General features: G+C 66.5%; 9 protein-coding genes and 1 pseudogene. 2 read left to right on the forward strand and 8 right to left on the reverse strand.

Annotated features, from left to right (window positions below):
* The first annotated feature begins 194 nt into the window (after positions 1–194).
* Both B6K69_RS10695 and B6K69_RS10700 read left to right on the forward strand, forming a co-directional pair.
* Positions 195–1,970 (forward strand): autotransporter assembly complex protein TamA, encoded by a 1,776-nt coding sequence (locus B6K69_RS10695; protein ID WP_108643770.1) that lies wholly within the window; start codon positions 195–197, stop codon positions 1,968–1,970.
* Positions 1,970–5,494: a translocation/assembly module TamB domain-containing protein gene (locus tag B6K69_RS10700; RefSeq protein WP_108643771.1), complete on the forward strand. Its 3,525-nt coding sequence runs from the start codon at positions 1,970–1,972 to the stop codon at positions 5,492–5,494. The genes B6K69_RS10695 and B6K69_RS10700 overlap by 1 nt, the downstream gene beginning before the upstream one ends.
* 98 nt (positions 5,495–5,592) lie before the next feature.
* Here B6K69_RS10700 and B6K69_RS10705 read toward each other — a convergent pair whose 3' ends face one another.
* The 8 genes and pseudogenes from B6K69_RS10705 to B6K69_RS10740 all read right to left on the reverse strand — a co-directional run bounded on the left by B6K69_RS10705 (position 5,593) and on the right by B6K69_RS10740 (position 12,812).
* Positions 5,593–5,823: a hypothetical protein gene (locus tag B6K69_RS10705; RefSeq protein ID WP_108643772.1), complete on the reverse strand. Its 231-nt coding sequence runs from the start codon at positions 5,821–5,823 to the stop codon at positions 5,593–5,595.
* 79 nt (positions 5,824–5,902) lie between these two features.
* Positions 5,903–6,130: a hypothetical protein gene (locus B6K69_RS10710; protein ID WP_108643773.1), complete on the reverse strand. Its 228-nt coding sequence runs from the start codon at positions 6,128–6,130 to the stop codon at positions 5,903–5,905.
* A gap of 103 nt (positions 6,131–6,233) precedes the next feature.
* Positions 6,234–6,458, reverse strand: a complete 225-nt coding sequence (locus B6K69_RS10715; RefSeq protein ID WP_108643774.1) for a hypothetical protein — start codon at positions 6,456–6,458, stop codon at positions 6,234–6,236.
* 145 nt (positions 6,459–6,603) lie between these two features.
* Positions 6,604–7,242 carry a YjbF family lipoprotein gene (locus B6K69_RS10720; RefSeq protein WP_164681938.1) on the reverse strand — a complete coding sequence of 213 codons (639 nt, stop codon included), beginning with the start codon at positions 7,240–7,242 and terminating at the stop codon, positions 6,604–6,606.
* Positions 7,239–9,353, reverse strand: a complete 2,115-nt coding sequence (locus tag B6K69_RS10725) for a YjbH domain-containing protein (RefSeq protein WP_228156713.1) — start codon at positions 9,351–9,353, stop codon at positions 7,239–7,241. Before B6K69_RS10725 ends, B6K69_RS10720 begins: the two co-directional genes overlap by 4 nt.
* 58 nt (positions 9,354–9,411) lie before the next feature.
* Positions 9,412–11,376 (reverse strand): nucleoside-diphosphate sugar epimerase/dehydratase, encoded by a 1,965-nt coding sequence (locus tag B6K69_RS10730; protein ID WP_335602835.1) that lies wholly within the window; start codon positions 11,374–11,376, stop codon positions 9,412–9,414.
* A pseudogene (locus tag B6K69_RS18690) lies at positions 11,374–11,976 on the reverse strand (sugar transferase); the annotation flags it as partial. The pseudogene B6K69_RS18690 and the gene B6K69_RS10730, both read right to left, overlap by 3 nt.
* Positions 11,973–12,812 (reverse strand): NAD-dependent epimerase/dehydratase family protein, encoded by an 840-nt coding sequence (locus B6K69_RS10740; protein ID WP_108643777.1) that lies wholly within the window; start codon positions 12,810–12,812, stop codon positions 11,973–11,975. The pseudogene B6K69_RS18690 and the gene B6K69_RS10740, both read right to left, overlap by 4 nt.
* Positions 12,813–12,827 lie beyond the last annotated feature (15 nt).

Raw genomic sequence — 12,827 nt, forward strand, 5'->3', positions numbered from 1 at the left:
CGTGGTTCGGTGTGGCGACCACCAGACCATACCGGGGTGACAGCGGCATGACGGCGGCGCATCGCGCTCGCGCCAGCCTGAGGCACCAAGACTTGTTGCCCTTTCCCGGCCAATTGCCATAGTTGGTACCCAAGCTACCGGGGGTTGTCGTGTCGCGTGCCAGGTCTTTTCGTTGTCGGGTCTCGGGTGTTGCCATGGCATTTGCCTTGGCATCCGCCCTGCCCTCCCTTGCCCTGGACCGGCTGGACTTCACCGTTTCCTCGGGCGGCGACGCGGTTGAAAAGGCGGTGCGCGGCGCTTCGCTTCTGCTGGCACAACAGACCGACGGTGCCACCGATGCGCAGGACATGTTCGCGGCGGCCCGGTCGGATTATGCCCGCATCCTGGGCGCGCTGTATGCCGAAGGGCATTATTCGGCCGTCATCCACATCCTGATTGACGGGCGCGAGGCGGCGGGGATCGCCCCGCTGGACGCTCCGTCGCGGATCGGCACCATCACGGTGCGGGTGGACCCGGGCCCGCAATTCGCCTTCAGCACAACCCGCATTGCCCCGCTTGCTGGCGGAACCAAGCTGCCCGAAGGTTTTGCCCCCGGCCAGCCGGCCCGTGCCGGGGTGGTGGAAGATGCGGCGGGGGCTGCAATCCTGGCCTGGCGCGAAGCCGGCCACGCCCGTGCCAAGACCACACGGCAGGACATTCTGGCCAATCATGCCAATGCCCGCCTTTCGGCCGACATCGCCCTGGACCCCGGCCCCGAACTGCGCTTTGGCCCCACCATCGTGACCGGCGCCAAGCGGATGGAGGTGCAGCGGATCATCAAGATCGCCGGTCTGCGCCAGGGCGAAAGGTTCAGCCAGTCCGAGATGGACCGCGCCGCGCAACGGCTGCGGCGGTCGGGCGTGTTCTCCTCGGTCACGCTGACCGAGGGCGAAAGGCTGACGGCTGACGGGCTGTTGCCGATCAATGTCGCGGTGGCCGAACAGAAACCCCGGCGTTATTCCATCGGGGCCGAAGCGGCCACCATCGACGGGCTGTCGCTGACCGGCTACTGGCTGCACCGCAATCTTCTGGGCGGTGGCGAACGGCTGAAGATCGACGCCGAAATCACCAACATCGGGTCCGGTGTCAGCGGTGTCGATTACGCCCTGGGCTTCACGCTGGACCGGCCCGCCACCTTTTCACCCGATACGACCGCCAGCCTGTCGGCCAAGATCGGCCATCTGGACGAGGTGGACTATGCCGCCGATTTCGCAAAGGCGGGGCTGTCGCTGACGCATTACTTGTCGGACAGCCTGACGATCCGCGCCGGCGTCGCCTATGAATACATTGATGGCAGCGACCCGGGCGGCGATTTCCGCTTCCGCAACCTTTCGCTGCCGCTTGGCGCCACATGGGACCGGCGCGACAACACGACCGACGCGCACAAGGGATTTTACCTTGATGCCACCGTCAAACCGTTCCTGGGCCTTGGCACCACCGGCTCTGGCGTGCGGCTGACCTTCGACGCCCGCGGCTACCGCAGCTTTGGCGCCAAGGACGGGGTGACGCTGGCAGTGCGCTTCCAGGGCGGTGCGATCCTTGGCAGCGATCTGCTGGAAACCCCGCGCGACGATCTGTTCTTCTCGGGCGGCGGCGGCACGGTGCGGGGGCAACCCTACAGGTCGCTGGGCGTATCCGTCACTCGCGGCTTCGGCCCGGCCTTCATGATTGGCGGCACGCACATGCTGGCCGGCTCTGCCGAAGTTCGGACACGGATCACCGAAAAGATCGGCATCGTCGGCTTTGTCGATGCCGGGCAGATCGGGGTGGACGGGTTCGATGGCGTGCTAAGCGACTGGCACGCCGGCGCGGGCCTGGGCCTGCGCTATGAAACCGGCTTCGGCCCGATCCGGCTGGACGTGGCCGCCCCGGTGGGGGGTGACACGGGCGACGGGGTGCAGGTCTATATCGGTCTGGGGCAATCGTTCTGATGCGCGGCGTATTCCTTTCCTGCATCCTGATCACCTCGGCCGGCATCGCCGCCGCGCAAGAGGATGATCGCGGCTATCTGACCGCCTTTCTTGAGGACAACCTGTCCTCTGCCGGCCGCAAGGTGACAATCACCGGCTTTGCGGGGGCGTTGTCGTCGCAGGCCACCGTGCAGCGGATCGAGATTTCAGATGACAAGGGCATCTGGATCACGCTTGACGGCGTGGTGCTGGACTGGAGCCGGTCTTCGCTGCTGGCGGGCCGGGTCGAGGTGAACGCGCTGACCGCCGAGAAGATCGTGCTGCAACGCTGGCCCGCGTCTGACGAGGAAAGCCTGCCGTCGCCGGAAGCCAAGGGGTTCAGCTTGCCCGAATTGCCGGTTTCGTTGAAGGTGGGCGAAATCGCCGCGCGTGAACTGGTGCTGGGCCCCGATATTCTGGGCGAGCCGGTCGAGGGCGTGGTCAGCGCCTCGGTCGAACTGGCCGGGGGCGAAGGCGACATCTCGGTTACCATCGAGCGCACCGATGACGGCCCCGACGGCAAGGTGACGCTGACCGCAGGCTATGCCAACGCAACCGGGCAACTGGACGTGGCGCTGGCCGCGGTTGAGGACAAGGGCGGCATCGCCGCGAAACTGCTGGGGTTGCCGGGGGAACCTGCCGTCGGGCTGACGCTGGATGGCACCGGCACGCTGGACGATTTCAACGCCAGTTTCCGGCTGGAAAGTGACGGGGCTCCACGCCTGTCGGGGCCGATCACGATCAAGGCCACCGAAGACGGGGCGCGCGATTTCGCGGCGCAGCTTCAGGGCAACCCCGCGCCGCTGTTCGTTCCGGAATATGCCGAGTTTCTGGGCGACCGCGTGGCGCTGGACGTTTCGGGCACCACCTTCCCGACCGGCCGCCTGCTGCTGGACCAGTTGCACCTGACAGCGCGGGCGCTGGACCTGCGCGGCAGCCTTGCGCTGGCCGATGACGGCTTGCCGCAGGCCTTTGACCTGACCGGCCAACTGGGCTTGCCAGACCGCAGCCCCATTGCCCTGCCGCTGCCGGGTGAGGGGGTCACCCGCGTGGCCGCGGCGGATCTTGCGCTGAAGTTCGATGCCGCCACCGGCAACCTCTGGACAGCGCAGATCACCGTGGACGGGCTGGATCAGCCCGACTTTTCCGCCACCCAGGCCACGCTTTCAGGCGAAGGCCGGATCGAGCGGACCGCCGGCAAGGGCGGCGTTGACGGCACGCTGGATTTCCGGCTGACCGGCGCCGCCCCGCGCGATCCGGCGGTGGCGCAGGCCATGGGCGCCAACCTGGGCGGCAAGCTGGCGTTTTCCTGGGTCGAGGGCGCGGATGCCCTGTCGCTGCCGCAGCTTTCGGTTACCGGCGAAGGCTATGACCTGACCGGCGCCTTGCAGATGGAAGGCCTGTCCGAAGGCCTGCGGACCAGCGGCACGGTCAAGGCGACGCTGGCCGATTTCGGACGGCTCTCGGGCCTGGCCGGGCGGCCGTTGGGCGGGTCTGGCACGCTGCAGCTTGAGGGGCAAGCCAGCGCCCTGAGTGGCGCCTTCGATGCGGTGATCGCGGCCACGACGCGCGGGCTGAAGGTTGGCCAGCCCGAGGCTGACCGCCTCATGGCGGGCGATGCCACGCTGACCGCATCCATCCTGCGCGATGAAACCGGCACCCATCTGCGGGCGATGGATTTCGGTGCCGCCTCGGTCAAGGCCTCGGCCTCGGGCGAATTGTCGTCGCAGACAAGCACGCTGAAAGGCCGGGTCGATATTGGCTCTCTGGCCGACATTCGCCCCAGTCTGGGGGGCAGCCTGTCGGCCGAAGGCACCTTTGCCGGCGATGCCAGCAATGCCGCGCTGACACTGACCGGCGATGCGCGCGGCCTGCGCATCGGCCAGCCCGAGGTTGACCGGGTGCTGGCGGGCGAAACGCGGCTGACCGCTGCGGCGCGGCTAGTCGATGGTGCCCCGCGCCTGGACAACCTTGATCTGGCCGGCCAAAGCCTGACCCTGACCGCCAGATCCGAAGGCAACGGTCCGCGTCTGCGGGTGGATGGTCGCCTGCGCGATCTTGCCCTGCTTGTGGCGCAGTTCCCCGGCCCCGTCTCGGTAACCGGCAGCCTTGAACCGCGCGGCACCGATCAGGTGGTGGACCTTCGCGTCACCGGCCCCGGCGGCATCAATACCCGTGTGGCCGGAACCGCAGGCGCAAGGGCAGACCTGACACTTCAGGGCACGGCGCAGGCCGGCGTGGCCAATGGCTTCATCGACCCGGTCAGCGTAGACGGCGCGCTGTCCTATGACCTGCGGCTGAACGGGGCCTGGGGCCTGTCGGCGCTGTCAGGCCGGGCCACGCTGTCGGGCGGCAAACTTGCCATTCCGGCGCGCGGCCTGTCGCTGAACCGTCTGGCGGTGGCCGCCGATCTGGGCAATGGCCGGGTGCGGCTGACCGCCACCGGCGAAGGCCCGCGCGGTGGGCGGCTGCGCGTCGATGGTCCCGTCGGGCTGACCTCGCCCTATCCGGGCGACCTGACGGTGCAGATCGACGGCCTGCGCCTGCGCGACCCCGAGCTTTACGAGACCATCGTTTCCGGCGGGCTGACGCTGAACGGCCCGCTGATGGGCCGTGCCCGGCTGGCGGGCGAAGTGAACGTCGGCGAGACCGAGTTGCGCGTGCCCTCGACCGGCTTTGCCACCGCGGCCGAGCTTGAGGCGGTGCGCCATGTGAACGACCCGGCGCCCGTGCGTGCAACCCGCAGCCGCGCGGGTGTTGGCGCCGCAGGGTCGGGTGGGGGAAGCAGCGCCTCGGGTGGCGGGATGCCCGACTGGGCGCTGGACCTGATCATTTCCGCCCCCAGCCGCATCTTCCTGCGCGGCCGCGGTATTGATGCCGAACTTGGCGGCAGCCTGCGGCTTGGCGGCAGCCTGCGCGCCATTGTCCCTTCGGGCGGGCTGGACCTGATCCGTGGCCGGCTTGATATTCTGGGCAAACGGCTGGTGCTGACCGAAGCCTCGCTTGCGATGGAGGGCGACTTCATTCCCTTCCTGAAAGTTTCCGCCTCGAACGAAACCGATGGTGTCACCAGCACCGTCTCGATCGAAGGGCCGGCGAATGAACCTGTGGTCACCTTCTCCTCAAGCCCCGAACTGCCGCAGGAAGAGGTGTTGTCCTGGCTGTTGTTCGGGCGCGGGCTTGATACGCTGTCAGCCTTCCAGGCGGCACAGCTTGCCAATGCGGTGGCCGTTCTGGCCGGGCGGGGCGGTGAAGGGCTGGTCGGGAAACTGCGCAAGAGTTTCGGCTTCGACGATCTGGATGTCGGCACCGATGACAGCGGCAGCGTCTCGGTCAAGGCTGGCAAGTACATTTCCAAGAACGTCTACACGGAAATTGATCTGGGCCAGGACGGCAACAGCCGCATCAACCTGAACCTTGATGTCAAACCCGGTGTCACCATCAAGGGCCGCGTCGATTCCGACGGGGACAGCGGTGTCGGGGTGTATTTCGAGAAGGACTACTGACGGCCGGCGATCAGCGCGGGACGTTCCGAAAAAATATGCCGGGCCCGCCAACGCGGACCCGGCCATCACGGCTGAGCGTGTTTTCCTGGGAGGTGCTGTCACTCCAGCGCGGGTTCTTCCTCCCGCTGCGGATCGTCGCTGCCGCCGCCACAGGCAACGGCGCAGAGCAGGACAAGACCGATCAGAATCGGCAGGGCGCCAACGCTGGACGAGGATTGTTGTTGAACGACCTCGGGCTGGCCTTCCTCAACCACCACAACAGGGCCGCCGGCAAAGGCAACCGAAGCGCTGAGGGACAAGGCCGCAAAAGTGGCGACAATCTTCTTCATGACATTTCTCCGTATGGAATTCAGGGCGCATCAGGTTGGGCGGCAAATCGAACTGCCGCTCATCCCCTGCAAAATCGTCTTAGCCCGCGGGCTGCGGCTCCGGTTCCGGGTCGTCACTGCCACCACCGCAGGCGACGGCGCACAGCAGGACAAGGCCGATCAGGATCGGCAGAGCACCGACGCTGGATGAGGACTGTTGTTGAACGACCTCGGGCGCGGGTTCTTCGACGACAACGACAGGACCACCCGCAAAGGCGGCCGAGGCGCCAAGGGAAAGCGCAGTGATGGCAGCAACAAGCTTCTTCATGGCATTTCTCCGGTTGGAAGTAAGGGCACTCTTGTCGAAACCGTTCTGAACCAGATTGGCGGTCAGTTTTGTCTCACGACCGATCCGCCAATCTGCAGAAATGTTATTGTTCCTCGAGCTGCGGCTCCGGGTCGTCACTGCCACCACCGCAGGCGACGGCGCACAGCAGGACAAGGCCGATCAGGATCGGCAGGGCTCCGACGCTGGACGAGGACTGTTGTTGAACGACCTCGGGCGGGGGTTCTTCGACCACGACAACCGGGCCACCGGCAAAGGCGACGGATGCGCTCAGCGAGAGGGCTGCAATGGACGCGACAAGCTTGTTCATTCTGGTCTCCTCAAAAGTGATGTGTTCATAGAAAAGTTATATCTTTTGATAGCATCGTGTAGACGGTCAAAAAAGCCGGGGCGTTTTTATGCGGGGGCCTGTGCTCAATTCCACACAGTTCCCAACATATTCTACTTGCAGAATACTACTCCTTGATCATTTCAAACACCGCAAAGCCGGCGCCCGGCCCGGCCCATTGCCGCGACGTCCAGACAGTTCGGCCATCAATCCAGTAATCCGATGTCAGCTTTCCGCCGGATCTCTGGCAGGTTTCGCGCAGATGGCGAAGGTGCCGCCTGGCGGGCGCCTCCTCCGGCACAGCCTCTGTGCTGCATGTGTAAGACCGCTGATCTACATCGTTTTCAAAGCTGCTGACGAAAAAGATCCGGCTGTAGGGCGCACCCGTCCGGGCCAGTTGCGCCGGGGAAGGGGCCGTTGACGACATCAGATCAAGGCTGAGACCGCGCGTTTCGATCAGCACCCCGTCGCGGAAGCTGAAGGTGGCCCCGCTGGGCGCCTGCCAGGTTGCCACATCGCCGTTCCGGTCGCGCAGCGTCAGATAGCTGTCCAGCCCCAGCGCGGCGATCTGCACCCGCATCAGCGGCTTGTCATAGGCAGCAATCTCGGCAGCGGTCAGCGTGCTGCGCCCCGGCGCGGCCTGCTTCTTGCCGCCGATCATCTTCTGCGCGCTGCCCATCACGGCGGTCAGCGGCGACTTGCCCCCGCAGCCGGCAAGAACAAGGCCGGTCGCCAGCATAACGGCAAGGGGAAATGCGCGCCTCATCGCCAGAAGCTTCCCCATTGGTCGTCCAGCTCATTGCCCTGATAGTCGCGAATCGTTTCATACAGCCGCCCCGAGACGTTCAGCCGCGCGCCGCCATCGCTGGAATAGGGCCGGAAGGTGCGGCTGACGCTGTTTCCGGCCTTGCGGCCCATCAGCCAGTCAAGCGGGATGGTGACGCGGATTCCCTTGTCGAACGAGCCCGGACCGAATTCCTCATCCGAGGCGTCGGTCAGCGTGGCAAAGGCGCCAAACCGCCAGCCGTTGGCAAATTCACGGTCCAGCGACAGGGTCGCGCCCACATCGCCGGCCAGGTATTTGCCCACGTCAAGCTGGCCGGAATAGCCGCGCCCGAAATCGTAATAGGCCGACACATGGCCGGTGGTGACCTCATAGTCGAACTCGCCAAAGCCGAACCCGCCATCGGTATCCCGCTGCTTGGTGTGGTTCACCTCGACGCCCAGCGCCAGCCGGCTATCGACCGGCTTCCACAGCAGTTCGGCAGAAATGCCGGCGTGCATGGTTTCAAGATAGCCAACGGTGACGCGCGAATAGAAATTTTCGGCCGGCCGGGCATACCAGGCCAGCGTCAGCGATTCGAGCGCGGGTTCGCCGTTCTCCAGGTATTCGGCGCTGCGGCTGCGCACGGGCGGCAGCGGGCCCGGCGTTGCCGGGTCAGCCGCAGGCCGGCCAGTCAACGTCTGATAAACCGATCCGCCAAGGATCAGGCCCGGCTGAATCTCATAGGTGCCGCGCAACCGCAGACCCGCATCGCCCTTGAGCGAGGAACTCAGCCGCAATGCGGGCTTCAGGCTCCAGGTGAACTTGGGATAGCGATCCTCGGGGAAGACCAGGCCGTCGGGAAGGGGTCCGGCGTCACTGATCACCACGCGGTCGCGGATCGCGGCATGGTTGCCGGCGGTATGTTCAAGCGCCTCAAGATCAGACCGGCGCACGGTGATCTTTGACACACCAATACCTTGCGCCACCGGAACGATCTCGAACACCTCGACCGAGGCCGGCATCACATGGCTCATCGCGCGGGCGACCCGGCCGATGACCTGCGCTTCGGGTTCGGCCCGGGTTGACCGGATGCGCAACTGCGCCTTGCCGGGGCTATAGGCCAACCCCTCGACCCGGATGCCATCAACCGCCAGCCGTTTTGCCAGGTTGGCCTGTAACACGGTTCCGGCGTCGGGCTGGGTAACCCAGCCACCGTCATAGGCCTCGGGGTCAGCGGAGCGGGACGGGCGCTTGCCAATCGCCACCGGGGCCCGGCCGCCGGGGGCGATGGCGGTCTTGGGGTCCAGCACAAGCTGGAAGGAAAGCCCGATCTCGGACCCGTACAGCGAATATAGACCGGCCTTGAAGAACCGGCCACGGCTGTATTCGACCCCAAAGTTCAGTGGGCTGTCCCGTTCGAACACATCCCGGGTTCCGGCGTATTCGGCATAGGCATCCGACGAATACTCGGCCTTGACCGTCCAGGCGTCGTTGATCTTCCATTCCACGCCAGCAAAGGCCGCAGCCGGGCCGGCGAACCAGTTTTCGGGTTCGGGCTTGCCGCCCAGACCGAAATCGCTGACCGGGCGCGCGCCGAAGGGTGACCCCATCGACCCGTATGACCCCAGCCGCCCCCAGCCCACGCCGGCGGTCACCTTCAGCCGGTCGCCAAAGGTCTTGGTTGCCGCGATATATTCCGCACCGTCCTTGCCGGTGTTGAACACGTCTTGCAGGCCAACCGTCACAGACGGCAGGCTGTCGGTTTCCTCAAGCAGGGTGAACCGCAGGTCAAAGCTCTTGCCTTCGTAGGTCGAGGAATCGCCAGGAAACAGCGCGTTCCAGTCGCCCACCCTTTCGAACCGATAGGTGGCGGCAACGCGGGATGAGATCTGAAAGCTGAGGGCGCCCCGGCGAATTCCGCCGAAATGCGAGGCGCTCATCGAAAAGGTGCCGTCGGGCTGGCTTTCGCCGGACGGCATGTCGATCACACCGGGAACGCCGCGGAAACTGAGCGTTGGCTTCATCTCGGCCTGCGCCGGAAAAGCGGTTGCCAAGGCCAGCCCCGAAAGGCAGGCCGCCATCCGCCATTGCCGCTGGGTCAGTCGCGCCAAACGTCACCCCCCTCATGCAACGGACAGGGCAATTCATGGCCCGAAACCCGTTATGCGTTCATATGCCGCCGGCCGCGTTCACCCGGCCTTTTCCGGCATCATGGGCATGGACGACCCCAAGCGCAAGCCGCCGTGCAGCCTCGGGACTGCCGGTCGCGGCACAACGCCCGATTTCCTGCAGCATCGCGGCCACAGCCACAGGTTCAGGCGCAGCCTCCCGCGCCCGAAGGATGCGCGGGTGGGGGGTGGGCAGCAGCCCGTCGCCGATCAGCAGCTCTTCATGCAGCTTTTCGCCCGGGCGCAGGCCGATCACGCGAATCTCGATATCGCCACCCGGGTTCACGGCGTCGCGCAGGGTATAGCCGGCCGCCTGGATCAGATGTTCGGCCAGGTCGCGGATGCGGACAGGGCGCCCCATGTCCAGCACGAAGACATCGGCATCCGCCGTCTCCGCAGCGGCATCCAGCGCACCGGCCAGCAGGACCAGACGGCAGGCTTCCTCGATCGTCATGAAATAGCGGGTGACAGCCTCATCCGTCAGGGTCACTGGGCCGCCCCGGGCGATCTGGTCCTTGAACAGCGGAATGACCGACCCGGATGACCCCAGAACATTGCCAAAACGCACGATGGCAAAGCGGGTGGTCTGGCTGCGGCGGGCCAGATCCTGAACCACCATTTCCGCCAGCCGCTTCGACGCCCCCATGACATTCGCCGGTCGCACGGCCTTGTCGGTGGAAATCAGGATGAAGCGGCCCACGCCCGCCTGTCGGCAGGCCGTGGCCAGAACGCGGGTGCCGGTGACGTTGTTCACCAGCCCTGGCAGCGGGTTCGCCTCAACCAGCGGAACATGCTTGTAGGCCGCCGCGTGCAGAACGATCTCAACCTCATGCTGACGCAATATCCGCTCTACCGTGATCGCATCCGTGACCGAGCCCAGAACCAGCACCACCTCGGTCCAGCCGTCGGCGTTCAGATCCGAAAGTTCGCGGTCGATCTGATACAGCGCGGCTTCGGACAGATCGAACAGCACCAGTCGCCGCGGGCGGCAGGCCAGCACCTGCCGGCACAGTTCCGCCCCGATCGACCCGCCCGCCCCGGTGACAAGCACATTGCGCCAGCCATAGCTTTCGCCCGGGTCGGGCAAACCTTTCACCACGGGGTCGCGGCCAAGAAAACGATCCGGCTGCAGTGCCGTCAGCGTGTCAACCAGCCGCTCGGTTCCCACCAGTTGCGCGAATGAGGGCAGAACCTGCACCTCAAGGCCCAGGGTCCGCAGGCGGCGGCCCAGTTGCGCCCGTTTCGGTGCCGAAAGATCCGGCATCGCCAGGATCACCCGCGCGATGTCATAGCTGCGCACCACATGGGCAAGCCGGTCCGGCGCGTGGATCGGCAACCCGCCCAGCCGCTGCCGCGCCAGCGAAGGATCATCATCGACGAAACCATAGACGGCAATCCCGGCATGGGATCGCAGGGCCGAGGCCAGTTGTTGCCCGGTTGGCCCTGCGCCATAGATCAGAACCCGCGTCTGCGGCTGCCCCGACCGCAGCGCCCAGCGCAGCAGCCGCAGCAGCGACAACCGGGCAGCCAGCGCCCCCAGATGCAGGATCAGCGAAAATGCCACCAGCCCGGCCAGCGGAAACTGCAAATCCAGCCCGCGGGTCATGATGGCCAGCGCCAATGTGACCAGCGCAGCCATGGGCAGCAGCCCTGTGGTGCCAAGGCTTTCATAGGTTTGCAGCTTGATCCGTGGCAGGCCAAGCGCCAGCGAGATGCCGGCGGTAACCAGCGCGATCAGCCCGAAGATTTCGCCATGGCGCAACAAGGCCGGGTCAGGCCAGGGCGCCGCGTGCACAACCGCGCCCGCCAGATACAGCGCGACGGGTGCCGAAATGATGTCGATGCCCCACAGCACCAGTTGCTTGGCCCGGCGTGACATCCGGCGCGACAGGACAAGCATCAGATGCCGCGGCATCCGCCCGATCCTGGCGCCTTGCCGGCGAACGCCACCCCTTGCAAGGCCCATCACCCGCAGCCCCGTTTGCACCAGGATATAGACATCCAGCCAGACCGAGGCCCTGCGCTGGTAAAGCAGATCCAGCCGCGCCTTTCGGGGAACGCAGCGACGGGCATAAACGGCATCGGTCTCGGCCGCGGTGCGGCAGCGGGCCAGAATCCGCCCTTCGTGCCGGTGAAAGACCAGCGTTGCCAGCCCGGTCAGGCCCGGGCGGCTGCGCAAGACTGCCGCGTAAAGATCGGGGAACCGCTCGACATAGGCGCGCAGGGGCGGGCGCGGCCCCACAAAGCTCATGTCGCCGCGCAGGATGTTCCAGAGTTGCGGCAGTTCATCCAGCCGGGCGCGGCGCAGGAACCGCCCTTCCGGCGTGATGCGGGCCGCCTTGTCACCGCCCGAAACCCCCTGATCGGCAACGCCGGCGGGCATCATCGTGCGGAACTTCCACAGCCGGAAGGGGCGGTCGGGGGCCGCCATACGCTCGGCAACATGGAACACCGGCCCGCCCCCGCGCGCCCACAGCCAGGCCGCGATCAGCAGGCCGGGCACGGCCAGCAGCACCGCCAGCACCACGGCAAGCGACAGGTCGAAGGCCCGCTTTGCCGGGGTCATGCGGCAACCTCCTGCCCGGACAGTTCGGCCAGCAGCCCTGCGGGCGTGGCCGGTGGCAACCTGACCCATCGCGCCAGCCGTTCGGTGTTCAGCACATGCGCCGCCACGACGGCCGGGTTGGGCGCGCCCCAATCCCAGACACGCCCGGAGGCGCGCAGCAGCGCGGCCATCGGCAAGGGCGGGTGTTGCGCAAGGTTCAGCAGGGGCGGCAACTGCCCCGCCGCCGCCAACCGCAGCAAGGCCGGCAGGCAAAGCGCCAGCGTCTGCGGCCCGATCCAGGACCGCAGCGGTCCATCGACCTGCCCCGGCACCGGGTCAAGGCGCAGGGGGGCCGTTCCACCCAGCCCGAACAGCGCATCCGCCCCCAGAACATTGCCGATTCGCAACGCCGTGACCGGCAAACCGCCAGAGGCAGCAAAGGCCGCTTCCTCGGCCTCAAGTTTTGATACTCCATAGGCGGAAACCGGGGCGGGTGTCTGGTCTTCTGCCGCAGGCAATGGCCCCGGGGCATAGACAGCCACGGTTGAAGCCAGAACCACCGCCGCCGCACCGCTGGCATGGGCGGCGGACATCAGGGCCGGGATCATGCGGGGATTGGCGGCCATATCAGCGCCCCGCACCACGCCGGCCAGATGCAGGATCACCGAACCCCGTGGCAGGGCCGGGGCCGGGGCGGACAGCAGATCCCAGTGAAGGCCATGCCCCGGGCACCGGGCCGACCACAGAACCGACAGGCGGCGCGGCGGGCGATCTGACCAAGCCTGCCGCAACAGCCCGGCCACGCGCCCGTTGGCGCCGGTGATGACCACGGTCAGCCTGTCTGTCTGTGCCGGCATGGACCACCCCCGATT

This window comes from Pseudogemmobacter blasticus (genome assembly GCF_003071405.1).
Lineage (GTDB): Bacteria > Pseudomonadota > Alphaproteobacteria > Rhodobacterales > Rhodobacteraceae > Pseudogemmobacter > Pseudogemmobacter blasticus.

What these genes read in the sequence shown, in the direction of transcription:
- B6K69_RS10730 (WP_335602835.1), bottom strand. Translation starts at nt 11,376, where the DNA reads ATGGGCCTTGCAAGGGGTGGCGTTCGCCGGCAAGGCGCCAGGATCGGG.
- B6K69_RS10715 (WP_108643774.1), bottom strand. Translation starts at nt 6,458, where the DNA reads ATGAACAAGCTTGTCGCGTCCATTGCAGCCCTCTCGCTGAGCGCATCC.
- B6K69_RS10710 (WP_108643773.1), bottom strand. Translation starts at nt 6,130, where the DNA reads ATGAAGAAGCTTGTTGCTGCCATCACTGCGCTTTCCCTTGGCGCCTCG.
- B6K69_RS10695 (WP_108643770.1), top strand. Translation starts at nt 195, where the DNA reads ATGGCATTTGCCTTGGCATCCGCCCTGCCCTCCCTTGCCCTGGACCGG.
- B6K69_RS10720 (WP_164681938.1), bottom strand. Translation starts at nt 7,242, where the DNA reads ATGAGGCGCGCATTTCCCCTTGCCGTTATGCTGGCGACCGGCCTTGTT.
- B6K69_RS10740 (WP_108643777.1), bottom strand. Translation starts at nt 12,812, where the DNA reads ATGCCGGCACAGACAGACAGGCTGACCGTGGTCATCACCGGCGCCAAC.
- B6K69_RS10705 (WP_108643772.1), bottom strand. Translation starts at nt 5,823, where the DNA reads ATGAAGAAGATTGTCGCCACTTTTGCGGCCTTGTCCCTCAGCGCTTCG.
- B6K69_RS10700 (WP_108643771.1), top strand. Translation starts at nt 1,970, where the DNA reads ATGCGCGGCGTATTCCTTTCCTGCATCCTGATCACCTCGGCCGGCATC.